A 21,094-nucleotide genomic window follows, 5' to 3' on the forward strand; every position below is an offset into this window, starting at 1 on the left:
AATTGAGAGCGGAGAAGAAAGATTAATTGTTAAAGAAAATTTAAATGTTATGAATGACTTACTTGGTTTAATAGAAAGATAGAAAAACCACCTAATTTTGAAGTGCACCCCAAATGTTAGACACGACTAACATTTGGAGGTGCATTTTTTATGACTAAATTTACTACTGAACATAAATTAGCGGTAGTTATGCGTTATTTAGAAGGTAAGGAAAGTTTTCGTTCTATTGGTAAGTTATTTGGAACGTCCCATGCTGAAGTGAGAAACTGGGTAGCTCAATATAAGGAAAATGGGATTAATGGCTTGCTTAAAAAGTCATATACAAGTTATTCGGTACAGTTTAAACTAAACGTATTAAAGTATATGAATGACCACGGGACGTCACCGAATGAAGCAGCTGCAATTTTCAATATTCCTTCCCCTAGAACGATTCGAAAATGGAGGACTCAATTTGAAACACAAGGACAAGACGCCCTAGAATCAAAGAAAAAGGGGCGATCTTCCATGAAAAAAGAAACAAAGAAAACAACTCCACTTAAAGGATCAGTAGAAGAGCTTCAAGCTGAAATAGAACGTTTGCGCATGGAAAATGCGTATCTAAAAAAGTTGAATGCCTTAGTTCAAAACAAGGAAAAATCACGAAACAAGACAAAGTAAAAGTTGTCTGTGAATTAAGGCATGAGTTTTCGTTAAAAGAACTTCTACTGCTCGCCAGTATTCCGCGTAGTACGTACTATTATTGGATGAAAAATCTAGAACGTCCTGATCCAGACACTGAGATAAAAGTAATGATAAAAGAAATTTATGAGGAACATGAAGGTCGTTATGGCTATCGTAAAATTCGAGACGAGCTTACGAATCGTGGTTATAAAATAAATCATAAAAAAGTTCAACGACTCATGAAAGTACTAGGGATAAAATCACTTGTAAAGGTAAAGAAATATCGCTCTTACAAAGGTGAAGTGGGTAAGGTTGCGCCTAATATTTTAGATAGAAATTTCCAAGCAGATAAACCAAATGAGAAATGGGTTACAGATATTACTGAATTTAAATTATTTGGAGAAAAGCTATATTTTTCACCTATGTTGGACTTATATAACGGTGAAATAATTGCTTATACAATTGGTTCACGTCCAACTTATTCACTTGTATCAACTATGTTAGAACAGTCTCTTGAACGTTTAACAGATTCCGATATACTACTAATTCATTCAGACCAAGGCTGGCACTATCAAATGGAAAAATATCGTACTACCTTAATTAAACGTGGTATCACGCAGAGTATGTCACGAAAAGGAAACTGTTACGATAACGCAGTAATAGAAAGTTTCTTTAGTATCATGAAATCTGAACTACTTTATCTAAAAGAATTTAACAGTGTTGAACACTTTAAACAAGAACTAGCTAAATATATAGATTACTACAATAACAAACGAATTAAGGCAAAATTAAAAGGCATGAGCCCAGTAAAATACCGAGTTCATGCCCAACAAGCTGCCTAATTGAAGTAACCAGTCTAACTTTATGGGGTCACTACATTTAAATAGGTGGCTTTTTGTTTTTTATTAGTTGCTGTTAGGATCAGTGTCGTCGTAGTATTTACCATCACCAGTTTGAGCATTAAATGTCCAATCAACTTTTAGCTTGTCCCCTTGGAATTGGTTTTGGTCTTTTCCATTATCAACAAACTCGAATAATACAAAAATCTTTTCTTTTTGTCCTGCTGCAATGCCGTCTGGATCTTTTGTACTACCTACAAATTGGTTAATTGCCGTTAAATCAGGAGTTTGATTTTGTAAGTCATATAATGTAGTTTCAACGATTTCATTTGTAGCACTGCTTGTGTTGTACATAATCGTTACTTTAATATGCTTAGCAAGGTCTTCTGTGTTATTATTTTTTGCGTCCTCAACTTGATATTTAGTGTTTAATAAAACTTTGTTAATATCTAGAGTTCCATTGTTTTCTAACGTAAATTCACGATATACTTCATCACCAGGTTTTAAATTGCTTATGTTAACAACAGCATTAGGGTTCATCCCTAAGTCTAATGTACCTGCTGCAAATGTATTATCAGTTTTAACTGTATCGCTGAAATATGCAAAAGTACCTCCACTAATTAATGACAAACCGACTGCTCCACTCATTACAACTTGACCAATTCTCTTAGTAAAACTCATTTCATTTCCCCCTTAAGGTTTATTTATTAAACTCTTAAGCTTTTATTTTGTACTTAAGAGATCTAACCAACTTCATCCTGCAGTTTTTTGTTCAAACTCTTTTCTTAATTGGAATAAATTGCGTAGCGCTGAAAGAGTTAAAAGGATACCTGGAACAATTAACAATAGTGCTGATCCAGCTTTTGAGCTTACAAAATTTAATGCATAGCCAACATATGGAACCGTGAAATTAGAATATTTTCCTACAATATTCTGAGGATACACAGTCCATAAGTCTTGGGCGTTATTGTTATCACCCTTTGTTTTATATGAAGTTTCACCATTTTTATGATGGACGGCAGCTATTCTGTGGGTGATCAGCTTATTGTCCATTTGAAAGGTAACAATGTCGCCTTTTTGATATGATGATGGATTTGCACCTAGCTTAACAGCAATTATTGAACCAGTATGAAATGTAGGTTCCATTGATCCAGATAAAACAGCTTTTAATTGATAGCCTAAAATGGTAGAATCTCCACCTGTAAACCTTGATGAAATCACAATAAAAGCTAAGAAACACAAGATGATAATAGAAATACTTTTAAAAATAGTACCTACAATTGATAAAATTTTCTTCAACATGAGAGATCACCTATTCGTTTGAAATTTATTTACTGAATTATTAGAAATTTAATCTGACTTTGTATCCGTATTGGTATGATCAGAATCCTGGTTCGGAATTGAATCGGTATCGGAATGATTAGAATCCCGGCTCAGAGATGAATCTGTATCGGAATGATTAGAATCCCGGCTCAGAGATGAATCTGTATCGGAATGATTAGAATCCCGGCTCGGAGATGAATCTGTATTGGAATGATTAGAATCCTGGCTCTGGATCGATTCGGAATTAGAATCTTTAGAATCCTGACTCAGTATTGAATCTGTATCTGAACTATCAGAACTTTGGCTCTGACTTGCACCTGTACTATTTTTAGGTTCATTAATATCGTTATTAATCTTTTCATTACTTTCATTGAGCTGGGTTTGAATTGTAGATTTAATTGACGCTATCTTTTGTAGATTAATTGACTCATTTAATTGGTGGATTAGTTGGTTAACAACCTGATAGCCTTTTCTCTCGTATTCATATTTACTTTGTTCAGTTTCTGGAAGTTCATGAATTTGATTGTGATAAGAGTTCAACTGCTCTTGAATACTTTGTAAACTCTTAATCTCATTATTTATTTCATGTTCCTCATTGAGAACAGTAGTAAGTAAATTTGATAATTCAGTGTCTGTACCAGTAATAGATATCTTCATGATCGAATCATATAATTGATTAGCTCTTGTTGAATGATTTTTTGCGGCTAGTTCTAGTTGTTGGATTGTTTTAGGAAACACAATGGCTGCTGAAACGACTTGTTCTGAAGATGCTTGACTAGAAAAGGTTGCCTCCGTTTGACCAACTGTTTGCATTGCCAAGTAAAATTGAATAGAACATAAACTTACGATGATGGAGACTTTTTTCCTTGCTTGTTTCAAATTTTCACTCCTTTGCAAAAGCCCTGTTGAAATTCATTATTGCTCAGTTGTCAGAAAATTGAAACCGGGTTATTTTTGAGTCGATTTGTGGTAGTTTTTTGTCAGAATTAGTCATTTTTAGGATGAAAAGCTGTAAAACCACTATAAAAAGAACCCGGGTTTGACGTATTGATTTAATTTCGAATATTCTCAATAATGAAAATTGCAGTCACAACAAAATTAAATAAGGGGTGAAAGTTTTGAAAATGAAAAAAGAGAAAAGAATGAGAAAAAAAGCAATACCAGCAGTAATGGCATTAACTGTGGCTTTTAGTGGGGGATTAACAACTTTACCTTCATTTGTAAATGTAAAAGCTAGTGCAGCTACAGTAAATCAAGCTTTAAGTAAGGAAGAGGTAGTAAAAGCGTACCTGAATTCAAAGGTAAAAAGTCTTGCAAGATCAGCTTCTCCATGGGAACAATTTAAGATTGTTAGTGAAGAAGCTAACAGTGTGACTGATACTTACCATGTAAGAACAATTGAACAATATAAAGGAATTCCAATTTATGGTTCAGGACAAACTGTAGCATTAGACACAAATAACAATGTATATGCATCATTTGGTGATGTAAATCAAACATTATCTCGCGCAATTATTCCGACTGAAGCTACAATTTCTGAGGACGATGCTGTAGCAACTGCGAAAGAAAGTATTGATTCACAAATCGGAGTTGTTAAAAATTATGATGGAATTGATACACAATTAACGATCTATCCATATGAAGGGAAGTATCACTTAGCGTATTTAGTTAAGGCTTCAACTTCTGTTCCAGCACCAGGATATTTCCATTATTTTGTAGACGCTACAAGTGGTGAAATCATTAATAGCTTTAATGCAATTGATAATATTGATGTGTCAAAGCTTACAGTTACTACTGGAAAGGGCTTGGACGTATTTGGTAAAATGCAAACTTTCCCAGTTGGAAAAGACGCATCAACTGGTTCTAGCTATTTATATGGTGGATCAGTTACTGGTTCTACAACAAAACCTACTATCGTACCACTAGCAACATTTGATGCTCATCGCATGCCTGAAAATTCATTTATCATTTTATCAGCACTTTTAGGATTTACTGGCTTTGAAGTAACAACAAATAGCCCAACTAACTTCTTCTATGATCCTGCTGCGGTATCAGCTCATGTTAATGCTGATAAAGTAAACAAATATTATCAAAATGTATTCAAACGTAACAGTTTAGATGATAAAGGTATGGCTTTAATTAGTACAGTTCACGTGGGAGCAAAATGGAATAATGCAGCATGGAATGGAAAACAAATGTTATACGGAGATGGCGATGGTGTTGTTTTAGGCGCACTTTCTGGTGGATTAGATGTAATCGGACATGAAATGACACATGGTGTGATTGAAAAGTCTGGACTTGATTTAACATATCAAGGAGAGTCTGGAGCACTTAATGAGTCATTAGCAGACATCTTTGGAACATTCGTTCAAATCTATACAACAAAAGTAAACGAGTGGGAAATGGGTGAAGATGTTTACACTCCAACTAAACCAGGTGACGGTGGTCTACGTTCATTAAGCGACCCAGGTTCAGTACGTGTAAGCACGAAATATATGCCTTCAGGTTACTATCCAGATACTTATCAAGATCGATATTTAGGTACTGAAGATAATGGTGGAGTGCATATTAATAGTGGTATCAACAACAAAGCTGCATATTTAATTACTCAAGGTGGTACAAATAATGGCTATACGATCACTGGAGTTGGTGTAAATAATGGACAAAAAATTTACTATCAAGCTTTAAAATATCTAACAGCTGATTCTAACTTTAAAGAAATGAGAGCAGCAGTAATTCAGGCATCACGTGATTTCTTCCCTGATAAAAATGGAGTACCTTCTGCTCAAACGAAGGCTGTTATGGATGCATATACTTCTGTAGGTGTTTACGAATAATAAAATTAAACCATGAACTAGTTTGCCTGTTCATGGTTTTCTTATTTCCTGTTAAATTTTTCCTATGTTTTTTAAAATGAATACTAAGTAATAATTATTAATTTTACATTAAATTATCCTCATAAATTGTGTGAATAGCATGATGGAAACTAAGTTGAACTATTGTATATTTAGTATAAGTTTTAGGATAGGAGGAGCAATCAATGATCGAAGGGGAAGTTATAAAATTTTATCGTACTAAAGCTGGACTAACTCAAGAAGAACTAGGAAAAGGAATCTGTTCTTCCAAGCACGTAGGAAAAATAGAAAGAGGGAATACATCCTACTCATCTGAGATTATTACCTTGTTTTCTGAACGATTACAAATTGATATTCGAAAAGAAATTGCTAACTTTGAAAATCTTGAAAATAAACTACTAAACTGGCAGACAGCAATTATTAAATTAAGAATGAAGGAAATTGATTCATATAAAAAAGATTTAGAAGAAAGCCCTTTTATTAATTCTCCAAAATATGATGCTTGGTATCAATTGCTACTAGCAAGATATTATCTCTTAATGAATGACTATAAAAACACTTATACAATTGTTCTAAATATACAAAGAAACTATAAAGATCTACCTCCTTTTGAAAGAAATCTCCTTTTGCATGTAATTGGAATTTATTATTTAAATAATTACAATAATTCAAGTACAGAGAATCATCATAAAGCTATACAAACTTTAAAGAAGATTGATATAAACGAGTACGGAAATCCAGAATACTACTATCATTTAGCAGTAGCATATGGCTGGGTTGATTCCAGGGTAATGGCTTATGTATATGCAGAAAAATCGCTTAAATATTTTAAAGATACAAGTAATTATTTACGTGCCATAAATGCTGAATCAATTATGCTTTTACAATCAAGCAACGATGGGCACTTAGACTTTAAAAAATTGAAACAATCATACAAAAATCTGATTCATGATAGTGAAACGCTCAATGCACCAGATAAAACAGGGATGTTGTTAAATAACTTTGCTTTGGAATATTTTAAAAGAAAAGATTATGAAAAAGCGCAAAAGTATTATAAAGCAGCATTACAATTGGAAAAAAAGCCAACGGTAATTTATCTTCAACGACTGAATAATTATCTTAAAAGCTCATTTGAAGGTAAATTAATGCGCAAATCTGCCTTATTAAATAGTGCCCAAAAAGGCCTAACAATCGCAAAAAATTTAAAGAATCAACATTATCAAATCCTTTTTACATTACTAATCTATTCGATAGAAAATAAAACGAAAGAATATATACAGTACATAGAAAAAACTGCTTTTCCATATTTTAAGTCACGCAATCATACTATATTCATGAAACGATATGGTAAGGAGTTGTATGATTATTATGTGGAAGAAAAAGAGTTTGAGAAGGCAGTCGAAATGTCTAACTTCTTAATAGGTGTTATTAAAATACATAACTAAAGGACTGTTGTTGGACAGTTCTTTTATTATTTATGTTTTCAAATTAAAGAAGTAGTGTAAAAGTAAAAAAGTTCCATAAAGGAACTTTTTTTTGGGTTTTTATTATGTTGAAATAATAATATTAAAAATAGGGACAAATCTTACTATTTCTAACACAATTCTATTATGTTTGACTCTTTTCGAAATGGTTGTTGTTTATAAACCGATCATTTTTAAAGCACAGAGTAAATAAAGAAGCTGATCAGAAACAAGGTGTGGGGTTTCTGTAGGAGTATCAGAAAAAGTGAAAATTTGAGATGCCTCCTAAAGTAAATTCAACTAGACATCTCTAAAACGGCAACAAGATTTACGAAAACAGCCATTATAACTATATATTAATTTTATGTTTAAAATTAAAGAAATGTATGGGGGACAAACTATATTACAAAACTTTTTTTATTCACGTTATAAAAAATCCGCATTTTGCCAATGAAAAATAGAAAAAGGATATTAAAATTAAAATATGATATGATTTTTTAAATAATTGTACTAATTATAAAGAATGGGGATAAATTATGATTCGAATTTTAATTGTGGATGATGATTCTCATATAAGAGAGTTACTGAAAATGTATTTACAAACTGAAGGCTATACGACATTTGAAGCGGCTAATGGAGATGAAGCTTCTAGATTGCTTGAAAATCAACAAATTAATTTAGCGATTGTAGATATAATGATGCCAGGTAAAGATGGTTACCAACTTTGTGAGGAAATAAGAGAGTATTATGATTTTCCGGTAATATTGTTAACTGCAAAAAGCGAGCTTTCTGATAAAGAAAAAGGGTTTGCAGTAGGCACAGATGATTATTTGACCAAGCCCTTTGAACCAAAAGAAATACTATTCCGGATTAAGGCATTGCTAAGAAGATACAATATGATTAGTGCTCAAAAAATAAAACTGAACGAAACGGTTATCGATCGAAAAAGCTATGAAGTTTACTGTAATGGAAAATTACTTATGCTTCCAATGAAGGAATTTGAATTATTATCTCAATTGGCAAGTTATCCGGATCGAATATTTACTCGTGATGAGTTGATCCAATTAATTTGGGGTGCTGATTTTGAGGGTGATGATCGAACAATAAATGTTCATATTAAACGTTTACGTGAAAGGTTTTCTAATTTAACGGATGACTTTAGTATAAAAACTGTTCGAGGTGTTGGTTATAAATTGGAGGTCACCAGAAAGTGAAAACTTTATACATAAGAATTGTTCTTACAATCCTCGGTGTTATGATTTTTAGCAGTTTATTGGCTTTCTTTTTTTCAAATGTGTATTACCACTATAATCTAAAGCCCTATAATGATAAAAAATTAACTAAAATGGCTTTAGATGTTGGTACTTTTTATGAAAAAAATAATGATATCGAATTAAGTAATTACTTAAAAAGTATTAGTAAATTGGGTTATCAAATTTTATTAGTAGATCCTCAAGGAAAACAATCCTTTTATGGAGGGTCTTTTAGAGAAAAGAAATTAGATCGTAAAGTGATTGATTCTGTTTTAAATGGGAATGTATATCATGGTATTGCCGAATTTCCAACATCATTATTTGTGACTGGTTTTTTTGATAATACATTGAGTAATACAGTTGGTGTTCCTATAAAATCGAGTACTAATCATTTGGCTCTTTTTATGCGACCAAATGTACAGCTTCAATTTGGTGAATTGCGTATACTCTTTTCCATACTCCTTTTACTGACAATCGTATTAAGTATTATATTCGTTTTAGTTAGTACAAGATATATTGTTAAACCGATTATTAAATTAACTGAAGCAACTAAAAAGATTGCAGAAGGAAAATATAATGTTCAATTGCAAATTAAACGCCAAGACGAAATAGGAAAACTTGCTAATCACTTTTCGCATATGTCACAAAAATTAGGACAAATTGAGGCGATGCGTCAGGAGTTTGTTTCAAATGTATCTCATGAAATCCAATCACCACTTGCATCGATACAAGGTTTTTCGCAGTCACTTCAAACTGAAAAATTAACCGAAGAGCAAAAGAATCATTATTTATCGATCATAGAGGAAGAAAGTAAAAGAATGTCCTTGTTAAGTAAACAATTATTAACTTTAGCCTCATTAGATAAGGAAGAAAGTATATTGCAAAAAACAACATTTGATGTTGCCGAACAAATTAAACAAGTGGTTTTTACAACTGAATGGAGTTGGAGAAACAAAGACTTGGCCATTGATTTGGAATTACCTCAAACTCTTGTGTATGCTGATAAGAATCTACTGCATCAAGTTTGGACAAATCTAATGACGAATAGCATAAAATTTAATCATGAAGGTGGATCCATCTCAATAAAACTGAGTAGTAATGAAGAGTATGTTCAAATTGAATTTCAAGATACTGGAATTGGAATTTCCGAAAATGATTTACAACAAATATTTAATCGATTTTTTATTGCTGATAAAGCAAGGAATCGAAAGGAATCCAGTAGTGGCTTAGGTTTAGCGATTGTTAAACAAATTATTGAATTACATAATGGCCACATAGAAGTAAGTAGTAAAGTAGGCGAAGGAACCAAATTTCATCTAACTATACCTAATATTAAAGAGTTCTGATTTATATTTGTAATCGACTGTTCACCTGTTGTTCATCTAACATTCCTATACTTTAAATTACAAAGAGTGATTCTACTTTTTACACTCTTTAAAATTTAGTATGTTAAAGGAGATGAATGACAGGTGTTTCTTGCATTAAGGGAGTTTAAACACGCAAAGTTACGTTTTTTATTAATTAGTCTAATCATGATCCTTATATCATTCCTAGTATTATTCGTTTCAGGATTAGCGAAAGGATTATCTTTTGATAATGCTTCTTCTATTGATAGTATGGCCTCAAACTATTTTGTTTTACAAAAAGAATCAGGTAAACAAATTAATCATTCAATGTTAACAGAAAGTCAAATAAATGAAGTTCAGAAGTTTGTTGATGAGAAAAATTCTACTACTTTAGGAGTTCAAATGACTACGTTTCTAAAGGATGGAACATCTAAAAAAATTGATGCTACCTTATTTGGAATTGATGTGAATGGTTTAGCGGCACCAAAAGTAATAGAAGGTGACATGATTAATAATTCAACAAAGAATGAAGTTGTAGGAGATATTTCTTTAAAAGAAAAAGGAATCAAGCTTGGTGACAAGATTTCTGATCAAATCTCGGGAAAAGATTTTAAAATTGTTGGATTTACTGAGAACCAATCATATAGTCACGCACCGGTGATTCATATGAATTACAAAGAGTGGTCTATGGTGAATAACAAGAATTCATTTAATGCAATTGCGTTAAAAACGAACGCAAGTACTGCAAAAAAGGTAAATGAAAAAGTCTCAGGAGTAGAAGTAATTAATAAAAGCCAAGCATTAAAAGGCATACCTGGTTATAAAGAAGAACAGGGCTCTTTACTAATGATGATTGTATTTCTATTCTTTATCGGAGCATTTGTGTTAGCAGTCTTTTTCTATATCATTACGATTCAAAAAATAAATCAATTTGGCGTGCTAAAAGCAATTGGTTCAAAAACTAGTTATTTGGCTAAGAATATTATTTTTCAAGTTTTAACACTTACACTTTTAAGTCTAATTATAAGTATTTCAATCACATTTGGATTATCTAAAGTATTACCAGCAAGCTTACCTTTTGTATTTGATGCTCAGTTAATCATTGGAAGTTCATTATTATTCTTAATTGTAGCAATTGTTGGCTCATTAATTTCTTTATTAAAAGTAGTAAAAATTGATGCGATTGAAGCGATTGGGAGGGCCTTTTAATGAGTAATAAATTAGTGCTAGATAATATTAGCAAAATATATAATGACGGAGATTCTTTAGCAACAACTGTATTAGATCAAGTTTCCATTCAAGTAAAGGCTGGTGAACTAGTAGCAGTTGTAGGTCCATCAGGCTCTGGTAAAAGTACCTTCCTTTCAATAGCGGGAGCATTACTATCTCCGACTAGTGGGAAAATTTTAATTGATGATACTGATATTAGTAATCTCCCAGCAAATAAACTAAATGAATTTAGATTATCTAAAATCGGATTTATTTTTCAAATGTCTAATTTAATCCCTTATTTAACAGTTAAAGATCAGCTTCTATTAATTGCCGAATTAGCTGGAATAAAAAACAAAATTGCAGAGAAGAAAGCGAATGAACTCCTCGAACAATTAGGATTATCAAAGAGGATGAGAAACTATCCAGAAAAATTATCAGGTGGAGAGAGACAACGAGTAGCCATTGCAAGAGCACTAATGAATGATCCAGAAGTAATCTTTGCGGATGAACCTACAGCTAGTCTTGATTCTGAAAGAGGAAGATCAGTTGTTGAAATGCTATCTAAAGAAGTGAAACAAAGACAAAAAGCTGCGATAATGGTCACTCATGATAAAAGGATGCTAGATTTATGTGACCGTGTTGTTTATATTGAAAATGGAAAACTTACTGAACAAATTTAAGGAAGAGCCCGTTTTAATAAACGGGCTTTTTGATATTGCTTATGAGTAAGTTATTTTGAATCATCAAGATATTTAAGTAACTCATGAACCTGTTGTGGGTATGGAATATTGACTACTAATTTTCTAAATAAACAAAAGAACCCGTTCAATTTGAACGGGTTCTTTTGTTATAGATGAAATCGATCTAAAAGATTAGTTTTAGCAAGATCAATTACATCATTAGCATGACCATTTAATACTGCTTTCAATGTCCATAGTGTAAATCCGTGTGCTTGTTCAATACTCACTTTAGGAGGCATTGCTAATTCTTGTCGGTTAACTAAAACATCTATTAATGCCGGTCCATTGTGCTCAAACGCACGTTGCACTGCAGATTCTAAATCAGCGGGATCTTCTACACGAATTCCTTCGATCCCCATCGATTGAGCTAATGAAGCAAAGTTAGGGTTTTCTAAAGTTGTTCCAGTTTCTAGGTAACCAGCAGCTTTCATTTCTAATTCCACAAAACTTAGTGCGCTATTGTTAAATACAACCATTTTTATAGGTAATTGATGCTGATGGATCGTTAATAAATCACCCAATAACATTGATAATCCACCATCTCCGCATAATGCGACTACTTGACGTCCAGGTTGAGAAACTTGAGCACCAATTGCTTGAGGCATGGCATTAGCCATCGTTCCGTGATTAAATGATCCAAGTAATCTTCTTTTTCCATTCATTTGTAAATATCTTGCAGACCATAATGTTGGCGTTCCGACATCGCATGTAAAGATCGTATCTTCATTTGCAAGATCACTTACAACTTTAGTTAAATACTGAGGGTGGATTGGTGTGCGTCCAGGTTTTCCGACAGCAAATTTATCTAGATCTTCACGTACATCTTTGTATGCTGAAACATATTTTTCAAGATGGCTTGAATCTTTCACATCTGTTAAGAGCGGTAATAACTGACTTATTGTCTCTTTTACATCTCCACATAGTCCATAAGTAAGTGCAGCGCGTCGTCCTAAATGCTCAGCTCGAACATCTACTTGTAAAATAACTGAATCATCTGGATAAAATTGTCGGTATGGAAAATCTGTGCCGAGCATCAATAGTACATCACAGTCCATTATGGCATGATACCCGGATGAATAGCCGATTAAACCAGTTAAACCTGCATTATATGGATTATCGTATTCTAAGAATTCTTTACCTCTAAGCGCAATAACCATTGGAGATTTTAACTTTTCACAAAGAAGCATTAAATGAGAATGTGCACCTTCACAGCCTGCTCCGCAAAGTAAAGTAACCTTCTTACCATCATTTAGGAACCCAGCGAGTTTTTCCAATTCAGGTTTAGATGGACTAATCAGTGGATTCGTAACATGAATAACTTGTTCTGGTACAGTTTGTCGATCTTCTAGCGCAGCTATGTCTCCAGGTAATACAAGTACAGATACACCCTTTCTAGCAATTGCGTGCTGCATAGCAATCGTTGCTAGACGAGGCATTTGCTCTGCTCTATATACTGTTTCACAGAAGTGACTGCAATCTTTAAATAATTGCTCAGGTCGAGTTTGTTGAAAATATTCACTTCCAATTTCGATGCTTGGAATTTGAGCCGCAATTGCAAGTACAGGAATACGACTTCGATGACAATCGTATAATCCATTGATAAGATGAAGGTTTCCTGGTCCACTGCTTCCCGCACAAACTGCGATACTTCCACTCATAAGTGAATCGGAACCTGCCGCAAAAGCTGCAACTTCCTCATGGCGAACGCCGATCCATTCAATTCTTTTAGAGCTCTTAATTGAATCTAAAACAGCATTTAAAGAATCGCCAACAATACCATAAATTCTAGTAACCCCTGCTTGAATCAATGAATCGATCAGTAAATCTGCAATTGTTTTCCTCATTGTAATCTCCTTCTAGTTCACCATTATGGAACTAATTCTATTTGTTAAGCCTTAAGCTACAGATAAAGTTATGTTTTGCAGAACTTTAAAACGTTATACCAAAAAAAGGCAGGAAAAGTAGGAGGCATTAAGAATAAATACTTTAAAAAGTCACTGATCCTTGAATTTTTTGTCGAAGGAATCCATCTTGAAACTTACGGTTACGTAAGATTTATAATAAATCTATAGCTAGAAGGAGGAGGGCATTTTGAAGTTTTATTCGATTCGAGAGATGACGAATGAATTTAATACGACTCATAGAACCCTTAGATATTATGAGGAAATCGGATTATTAATGCCTACCTATACTGAAAGTGGTAGAAGAAGGTACTCTCAAAAGGATTGTACACGTCTTTATTTAATTCAAAGGGGCAAAAATTTAGGCTTTAATTTACAAGAAATAAAAGAAATGATTGATTTATTTACGATTGATCGAACAGGTGAAAAACAATTACAAAAAACAATTGAATATGGAAATCAGAAGATAATAGAGCTAGATAAAAAAATAAACGATCTAATCCAATTAAAAAAAGAAATTATTCAAATGAAGGGTAGACTTGAGCGGAATTTATTAGAGATTCAGTAAAAATATTTGGAGGGAGAAGTACATGAATTTTTATAAAGAAGATCTTAATTTACAAATAATTTTAAGAAAATATTTTAAAGAAGATTTTTTTGCATGGGCTAATGGAGAATTAGAAGAATTTGGTGAGCTTTGCGCGAAAGAGTTTGATCAGCGTGCAATACACACAGACCGAGAAGGTCAACCACGTTTAATCAAATATGATGCATATGGAAATGATATTTCACATGTTTGGGTAAATGAAGGTTATAAACAAACTGTAGAAGATACTTATAATAGAGGGATTGTTAGCTATATTCATAAGCCAATACCAGAGCTTAGTATTAAGGGGAATTACATTTATTCCTATGCCCAAGGTTATTTATTATCACAGACTGAAGCTGGTTTTTATTGTCCGGTAACATTATCAATGGCTGTTACGTTTTTAGTTGAAAGATATGCAGATGAAGCAATAAAAGAAAAATATCTCCCTCATTTACTATCGACTGGAGAAATAGAATTATATGAAGGAGCAACTTTTTTAACTGAAAGACAAGGTGGTTCAGATGTTGGAGCTAATGTAGTTAAAGCAGTTAAAGAAGGAGATTATTATCGCATTTATGGAGAAAAATATTTTGCTAGTAATGCAGGTCAATGTGGGATTACAACGATTTTAGCAAGAATTGAGGGAGCTCCTTCTGGGAGTAAGGGGTTAAGTTTATTTTTAGTGCCTAGGAAGAATGATGATGGTACAAATAATGGATTCACGATTCGTCGCTTAAAAGATAAGCTAGGTGTAAGAGCGGTTCCGTCAGGAGAAGTTGAATTTAATGGAGCGAAAGCATTTCTAATCGGAGATCCTTCCAGAGGAATTAACTACATGATGGAAGCATTGAATTTATCTAGAATATGTAATGCTGTAGCTTCTGTTGGAATTATGAGAAGAGCCTATGTGGAAGCGAAAAAATATGCTGAAAATAGACCGGCATTTGGACAAATATTAACGAATTTTCCAATGATACAAGAGACATTAGCAAAACTTGCGACCATTCAGGAAGTACAAACAAGTGCAGTATTTAATTTAGTGGCCTTATATGATCGAGTGGTTGGTAATGAAAATGGAACAACCGAAGAACAAATATTAGTAAGGATTTTGATTGCTATATTAAAAATGCGTACTGCAGAAGAAGCAATTCATTTCTCCCACGAAGCGATTGAAATGCATGGTGGAAATGGTTATATAGAAGATTTTGTTACACCTCGACTTTTAAGAGATGCTCAAGTACTTACAGTTTGGGAAGGAACAGCTAATATTTTAGGTTTAGAGATTTTGAGACTGTTTAAAAAAATGAATGGTTATCAAGTCTTTAAATCATATATTGAAGAAAAATTAGTGGAAACACCTCAAACATTAGTAGATGAAAGTGAAATCGTAAAGAAAAAGCTGGAGGAATTAAATGAAATTGTTCATTATACATTTACTTTAGATGCTAATACTCAATCATATAATGCAAAGAAAATCGCAAATAAAATGGCAGATTTAGTTGAAGCAGTTACTGCTCTTGAAGATGCGAAAGATCATATTCGAAAAGAGTATATCGCAAAAGTATTGATCCATGAACGATATTTTAAAGATGAAATTAATAAAGAACAAATTCATTTAAAGTATTTTGCTGAAATTGTTGGCTATAAAGTTTCGATAAATAAATGATTATAAAGATACCTCGTTAGATTAAAAGCACACATATATCAGTAGTAAAGATAGTAAGGAGGTTTTTTCCTACTATCTTTTTTTCTATTAATATTCCAAAAAATAAAGGATATTTTTATCGTAAATTTAACAAAATTTACCAATTTTATGATACTATTAATAGTTGATGTAAAAAACGGGAGTGTTTAATTCATGCAGTTTTTAATATTTACTTGCAGTTTAGTGTTTATTTATTTTAATTACTTAGTTATAAAAGATGATTTATTCAAAGTAAATTCAAAAAAGGTTACATTAAATAATCGTTTTATTAGACTTATTAATATAGTCAAATTTGCTCCAGTTATTGCCTTTATTATTTTATTAGTTTTAGTTTTATTTTTTTTCCATACTAAATCAGGGATCAGGCTATCACACGCTTGGTTTATTTCACAGTTTTGGGCATATGCTACCCTTTTTTATTTTTTCTATAAAATGATTAAGAACAAACTTAGTCTTATTTTTGCCGCACTATCAATAATTATTGCCATTTATAATACCCCATTATTTCATTATGAACATTTATTTGTAGGTCGCAGTGTTATTCTTTCTGACTTTTTTGCAATATTGATGTTTATTTCTATGTGGTTTACGATATCTAAAATTACTATGAGGCTACAGCACTAAGTAGGTACTGGTGCGATTATTGTGTCATTTTTTAATTAATTAAAATAGAACAGTACTAATCAAACTAACGCAACCTCTTAGTTTAATAACACTGGTGGCCGATGACGATGAGTGGTTTCTACTTTACTATTTGTCATTTTACTGGAAGAAGGGAAAACTGTTTGAATAGAGAATGTATCTATAGTTCATACTTACATTTCTGAAATTGGTAAAGGGGATGCACTTAATGTCAGATGGTTTTTTCGAAGTTCAAGACGTTCTTGAAAATTACAAAACAGCAGTTTACGAAAAGGATGTTGAAAGATTTCTATCCTTGTATGGTCCTGAAGTTCATATATTTGATTGCTGGGGGAACTGGGAGAGCAAAGGTATTTCTTCATGGAAGGAAAATGCTGTAGAGTGGTTTAACGGATTGAGTGAGGATGGTGTTTTACTTAAAGTTGAATTTAATGATCTAGTAGTTGAAGAGAATTCAAATCTGGCATTTGTACAGTGTGCGGTTACTTTTGCTGCTCACCAAGAAGAATCTGGTGAGAAACTTCGTCAAATGACTAATCGGTTCACATTCGGTTTAAAAAAAGTAAATGAAACTTGGATCATAGTTCATGAACATTCATCATTACCTATAAATATGGAAACTGGTAAGGGAATTTTCAACTTGAAGTAAACAATAAACTATTTGATTGGTGATAAAGTTAAGCTAATTTTAAGGTTTAAATGATATCTTTTAACTGATAATTTTTCTTTCTTTTTTAGGGGACTTCTTTTTTGGAAGTCCCTTTTTTTTATTAGTATTGCTCTTTCATTTATGTTCTGCTGTATACCCTCCATAGGTAAAATAAATCTGATTCTCTTCTTCAAGTACCAATTTTTCCTTTGCTATGTTAAAGCAACTTAAAAAAAGCCTGTATTGACAATTACGTAGTAATTATGATACGGGCTTTTAATTTAGATGTTTAATCGTTGTTATTTTTTTAACACATTAATTTTATAGCTCTGGGAAACCGTAGTAGTTCCAAAATGAGTAAAAGAATAAAACACAGTTAAGATGAGCAATAGGCTAGAAATAATAATTACTGGAAAGAATGATGATAGTAGTTTTGGGAATCGCTGACTTAAAAACATAGTAGAACAAAATAGGGCTGAACAAGTTAATAATAATAAACAAATTAATAATAAAGCATGTGCTTCTGTTATTGAAATCATAACGACGATCATGCTCCCCATCATACCGGCCATCATTCCAGTAAAGATCCCCTCAATTAGCGCAAGGAAATGTAATCGAAAACCGATAAGTAATCCAATGAGTGCAGATACGCCCATCGAAATGAGTAAGGAATGGAAAAATTGTTGGTGATATGAAAGTGTAATGAGCACACCTATTGTTAAACCAGTAGTCATACTGATCATCATCATATACATCATTTGATGCATCTGGTCATTTTTTGTTGGTTTAAGGTGGATTGAAATAATTGTTATAAAGAGCATTATGCAAATACATACCCAACTGGTGAACATATATGATACCCCCTAACTATTCGCTTTTTATCATCATATGGACAACTTAAAATAAATAGAATAAAAAATTGACACCTATACCCCCTATGAGTATATAATAATGGTGAGGTGATAAAATGGAAAATTGCCATGATGATCAAATGGTTCCAAGAAGTGAAGACGAAATTAACGATTTAATGAAACGTCTTCGTAGAATAGAGGGGCAAGTAAGAGGTATTCAAAAAATGGTCGAAGAGGACCGATATTGTATAGATATTTTGACGCAAATTATGGCAGTTGAAGCTGCTATGAAAAAGGTAAGTTTCTCATTAATTGAAAGACATGCGAATCATTGTATGGTTAAGGCAGTTAAAGAAAACAATGGCGCAGAATCGGTAAACGAATTAATGGAGGTTATTAAGCGTTACGTAAAGTAAAGGGGGTTGATTAGAATGAATGATGCAAAGCAGTTAACCCTTGGTATAGAGGGTATGACCTGCGCCGCATGTGCAACCCGAATCGAAAAAACCTTAAATCGAATGGATGGCTTACAAGCGAATGTGAATCTTGCATTAGAAAAAGCTACTATTATATATAATAAAGGGCAATATCAAACTTCTGATTTAATAGAAAAAATCCATACGATTGGTTATGAGGTTGCAGTTGAAAAAGTTACCTTAAATATTGAGGGAATGACATGTGCTGCTTGTTCAGCTCGAATCGAAAAAGTAATAGGGAAAATGGATGGAATCGTTCAAATCAATGTCAATCTGGCTATGAATATAGCAACGATTTCTTATTTACCTGAAGTACGATCACTTCAATCGATAATAGATAAAATTAGTCATATTGGTTATGCAGCAGCTATAAAAGAAGAAAATGCAGTTAAAGAAAAAGACACAACAAGAAACAAACGGATTCAATTAATCGTTTCAATCTTACTTTCAATTCCACTATTGTATACGATGGTATCTCATCTGCCATTTAGTACAAATATATGGATGCCACATTTATTAATGAATCCATGGTTTCAACTTTTGTTTGCAACTCCGGTTCAGTTTATTATAGGTTGGCATTTTTACGTTGGAGCATTTAAAGCAATTCGAAATTATAGTGCGAATATGGATGTTCTTGTTGTCCTTGGAACATCGGCTGCTTACTTTTATAGCTTAGTCGAGTCAATTAAGACAATAAATAATAGTATGTATATGCCGCATCTTTATTTTGAGACAAGTGCAGTATTAATAACATTAGTTTTACTTGGAAAATATTTTGAACATATTGCTAAAGGAAAAACAACTGAAGCAATTTCTAAACTAATGGAATTACAAGCTAAGGAAGCAATCATTTTAGAAAATGGAAATGAAATTTATGTACCATTGGAAGCTGTAAAAGTTGGAGATCTACTACTTGTTAAACCAGGTGAGAAAATTCCAGTGGATGGTGTTATTGTTTCGGGAGTATCTACAGTTGATGAATCAATGATTACTGGTGAGTCTTTACCAGTTGATAAAAAGGCTGATGATAAAGTTGTTGGAGCAACTGTTAATGGCAATGGTATTTTAACGATTCTAGCTGAGAAGGTTGGTAAGGATACTGCATTAGCAAATATTGTGAAAATAGTTGAAGAGGCACAAGGTTCAAAAGCTCCAATTCAAAGATTAGCAGATCGAATTTCGAATATATTTGTTCCAATTGTAATTGGCATAGCCATTTTAACATTTATCATTTGGTTTTTTGTAATCGATCCTCAAAATTTGCCTAAGTCAATTGAAGTAGCAATAGCTGTTTTAGTCATCGCATGTCCTTGTGCTTTAGGGCTTGCTACACCAACTTCGATTATGGTTGGAAGTGGAAAAGGTGCCGAAAACGGAATTTTATACAAAGGCGGAGAATTTTTAGAAACTACCCAAAAAATTAATACAATCATTCTTGATAAAACAGGAACTGTTACAAAAGGAAAGCCTGAAGTAACAGATATCATTAATTTAAATCATCGAGAGGATTTATTGAAGCTCGTTGCAAGTGTAGAGAAAATGTCAGAGCATCCTCTAGCACAAGCAATTGTTCAATACGCTCTTAAGCAGGAACTGAAACTAACTGATATTACAGAGTTTATTGCCATACCTGGACATGGGGTAGAAGCCATGATTGAAAATAAAAAGGTATATATCGGTACTCGAAAGTTAATGAATGAAAAGAATATCGATTTTTCTTCAGTTGATGAACAATTAATTGTATTTGAATCTGCAGGAAAGACAGGGATGTTAGTAGCAATTGACGATAAGCTTGAAGGGATTATTGCTGTAGCCGATACAATTAAAGAATCTTCAAGAAATGCGATAAAAGCATTAAAGGATTTAAAAATAGAAGTTTTTATGGTTACTGGTGATAATAAACACACTGCACAGGCGATTGCAGATCAAGTTGGGATTGAAAATGTATTTGCTGAAGTTCTTCCAGAGAAAAAAGCAGATATAGTGGCAGAATTACAAAAACAAGGGAAAATTGTTGCGATGGTTGGAGATGGGATTAATGATGCTCCAGCTCTTGCAAAAGCTGATATTGGAATGGCAATCGGTACTGGTGCTGATGTAGCGATAGAAACAGCGGATGTTACGCTAGTAGGTGGCGACTTATCACATATTCCGAAAGCGATTAGCTTAAGTAAGAAAACAATGAATAATATTCGCCAAAATTTATTTTGGGCGTTATTTTATAACAGTTTAGGTATACCGATTGCAGCTTTAGGGTTATTGCAGCCTTGGATTGCAGGTGCAGCAATGGCATTTAGCTCCGTATCGGTAGTCATAAATGCATTACGATTAAAACGTATAAAAATTTAGGAGGATTTAGTAATGGAAACAATTTTAAAAGTAGAAGGTATGACATGTGGGCACTGCAAAGCTGCAGTTATGAAAGCGGTAGAAGGAGTGTCTGGTACAAATAATATTATCGTAAGTTTAGAAAATAAAGAAGTAACATTCAATACTTCAAACGCAGAAACAATTGATAAAGTGAAAGAGGCTATTGAAGATCAAGGGTATGACATTATCTAAATAAAAAAGCGAACTTATTGGTTCGCTT

The 21,094-nt window shown here is 32.9% G+C and carries 19 protein-coding genes; 14 read left to right on the top strand and 5 right to left on the bottom strand.

All coding sequences use genetic code 11. The features are described 5' to 3' along the window. The first annotated feature begins 150 nt into the window (after nucleotides 1–150). A protein-coding gene (locus AB1282_RS09670) for an IS3 family transposase (protein ID WP_429898279.1) occupies nucleotides 151–1,502 on the top strand; the annotation gives its coding sequence in 2 pieces (ribosomal slippage) (nucleotides 151–598 and nucleotides 598–1,502; 1,353 coding nt in all). A 63-nt stretch (nucleotides 1,503–1,565) separates the two neighbouring features. Here the strand turns inward: AB1282_RS09670 and AB1282_RS09675 are convergent. The 3 genes from AB1282_RS09675 to AB1282_RS09685 form a co-directional block, all read right to left on the bottom strand. Further along, nucleotides 1,566–2,180, bottom strand: a complete 615-nt coding sequence (locus AB1282_RS09675; protein WP_056467620.1) for a TasA family protein — start codon at nucleotides 2,178–2,180, stop codon at nucleotides 1,566–1,568. 72 nt (nucleotides 2,181–2,252) lie between these two features. Then, the gene (gene sipW / locus AB1282_RS09680) at nucleotides 2,253–2,801 is read right to left on the bottom strand and encodes a signal peptidase I SipW (RefSeq protein ID WP_056467618.1); all 549 of its coding nucleotides are present in this window, start codon (nucleotides 2,799–2,801) and stop codon (nucleotides 2,253–2,255) included. Between the two features lie 48 nt (nucleotides 2,802–2,849). After that, complete coding sequence (locus AB1282_RS09685) at nucleotides 2,850–3,701, bottom strand: DUF4047 domain-containing protein (protein WP_056467615.1); 852 nt, start codon at nucleotides 3,699–3,701, stop codon at nucleotides 2,850–2,852. Nucleotides 3,702–3,964: 263 nt separating this feature from the next. Here AB1282_RS09685 and AB1282_RS09690 point away from each other — a divergent pair, with 263 nt between their 5' ends. The 6 genes from AB1282_RS09690 (at nucleotide 3,965) to AB1282_RS09715 (ending at nucleotide 11,631) form a co-directional block, all read left to right on the top strand. Further along, nucleotides 3,965–5,659, top strand: coding sequence for a M4 family metallopeptidase (locus tag AB1282_RS09690; protein ID WP_082459378.1), 1,695 nt, complete (start codon nucleotides 3,965–3,967; stop codon nucleotides 5,657–5,659). A 203-nt stretch (nucleotides 5,660–5,862) separates the two neighbouring features. Then, the gene (locus AB1282_RS09695) at nucleotides 5,863–7,122 is read left to right on the top strand and encodes a helix-turn-helix domain-containing protein (RefSeq protein ID WP_429898988.1); all 1,260 of its coding nucleotides are present in this window, start codon (nucleotides 5,863–5,865) and stop codon (nucleotides 7,120–7,122) included. A gap of 554 nt (nucleotides 7,123–7,676) precedes the next feature. Continuing rightward, nucleotides 7,677–8,354, top strand: coding sequence for a response regulator transcription factor (locus AB1282_RS09700; protein WP_056467608.1), 678 nt, complete (start codon nucleotides 7,677–7,679; stop codon nucleotides 8,352–8,354). Further along, a complete protein-coding gene (locus tag AB1282_RS09705; protein ID WP_429898989.1) occupies nucleotides 8,351–9,739 on the top strand; it encodes a sensor histidine kinase in 1,389 nt (462 codons plus the stop codon). The genes AB1282_RS09700 and AB1282_RS09705 overlap by 4 nt, the downstream gene beginning before the upstream one ends. A gap of 123 nt (nucleotides 9,740–9,862) precedes the next feature. After that, entirely contained in the window at nucleotides 9,863–10,948 is a 1,086-nt protein-coding gene (locus AB1282_RS09710; protein ID WP_390311590.1) for an ABC transporter permease, read from the top strand. Then, nucleotides 10,948–11,631, top strand: a complete 684-nt coding sequence (locus tag AB1282_RS09715) for an ABC transporter ATP-binding protein (protein WP_390311589.1) — start codon at nucleotides 10,948–10,950, stop codon at nucleotides 11,629–11,631. The genes AB1282_RS09710 and AB1282_RS09715 overlap by 1 nt, the downstream gene beginning before the upstream one ends. A 167-nt stretch (nucleotides 11,632–11,798) precedes the next feature. Here AB1282_RS09715 and poxB read toward each other — a convergent pair whose 3' ends face one another. After that, the gene (poxB, locus tag AB1282_RS09720; protein WP_429898990.1) at nucleotides 11,799–13,535 is read right to left on the bottom strand and encodes a ubiquinone-dependent pyruvate dehydrogenase; all 1,737 of its coding nucleotides are present in this window, start codon (nucleotides 13,533–13,535) and stop codon (nucleotides 11,799–11,801) included. A 247-nt stretch (nucleotides 13,536–13,782) separates the two neighbouring features. Between poxB and AB1282_RS09725 the strand changes: the two genes are divergently transcribed. From AB1282_RS09725 to AB1282_RS09740, 4 genes are all read left to right on the top strand, one after another. Continuing rightward, complete coding sequence (locus tag AB1282_RS09725; RefSeq protein ID WP_056467594.1) at nucleotides 13,783–14,160, top strand: MerR family transcriptional regulator; 378 nt, start codon at nucleotides 13,783–13,785, stop codon at nucleotides 14,158–14,160. Between the two features lie 22 nt (nucleotides 14,161–14,182). Then, nucleotides 14,183–15,847: an acyl-CoA dehydrogenase family protein gene (locus AB1282_RS09730; protein ID WP_429898991.1), complete on the top strand. Its 1,665-nt coding sequence runs from the start codon at nucleotides 14,183–14,185 to the stop codon at nucleotides 15,845–15,847. Nucleotides 15,848–16,039: 192 nt separating this feature from the next. Further along, nucleotides 16,040–16,510 (top strand): hypothetical protein, encoded by a 471-nt coding sequence (locus tag AB1282_RS09735; RefSeq protein ID WP_056467589.1) that lies wholly within the window; start codon nucleotides 16,040–16,042, stop codon nucleotides 16,508–16,510. Between the two features lie 226 nt (nucleotides 16,511–16,736). Beyond that, entirely contained in the window at nucleotides 16,737–17,177 is a 441-nt protein-coding gene (locus tag AB1282_RS09740) for a YybH family protein (RefSeq protein ID WP_429898992.1), read from the top strand. A gap of 299 nt (nucleotides 17,178–17,476) precedes the next feature. On the opposite strand, the gene AB1282_RS09745 is transcribed toward AB1282_RS09740, so the two are convergent. Then, nucleotides 17,477–18,028 (bottom strand): hypothetical protein, encoded by a 552-nt coding sequence (locus AB1282_RS09745; protein WP_429898993.1) that lies wholly within the window; start codon nucleotides 18,026–18,028, stop codon nucleotides 17,477–17,479. Between the two features lie 116 nt (nucleotides 18,029–18,144). On the opposite strand from AB1282_RS09745, the gene AB1282_RS09750 reads away from it, so the two are divergent. Genes AB1282_RS09750 through AB1282_RS09760 form a run of 3 tightly spaced genes read left to right on the top strand, consistent with a single transcriptional unit; the run spans nucleotide 18,145 to nucleotide 21,066 of the window. Continuing rightward, the gene (locus AB1282_RS09750) at nucleotides 18,145–18,444 is read left to right on the top strand and encodes a metal-sensing transcriptional repressor (RefSeq protein WP_056467579.1); all 300 of its coding nucleotides are present in this window, start codon (nucleotides 18,145–18,147) and stop codon (nucleotides 18,442–18,444) included. Nucleotides 18,445–18,459: 15 nt separating this feature from the next. Beyond that, nucleotides 18,460–20,853 (top strand): heavy metal translocating P-type ATPase, encoded by a 2,394-nt coding sequence (locus AB1282_RS09755; RefSeq protein WP_429898994.1) that lies wholly within the window; start codon nucleotides 18,460–18,462, stop codon nucleotides 20,851–20,853. Between the two features lie 12 nt (nucleotides 20,854–20,865). Then, complete coding sequence (locus tag AB1282_RS09760) at nucleotides 20,866–21,066, top strand: cation transporter (protein ID WP_056467574.1); 201 nt, start codon at nucleotides 20,866–20,868, stop codon at nucleotides 21,064–21,066. Nucleotides 21,067–21,094 lie beyond the last annotated feature (28 nt).

This window comes from Gottfriedia sp. S16(2024) (genome assembly GCF_050473765.1).
GTDB lineage: Bacteria > Bacillota > Bacilli > Bacillales > Bacillaceae_G > Gottfriedia.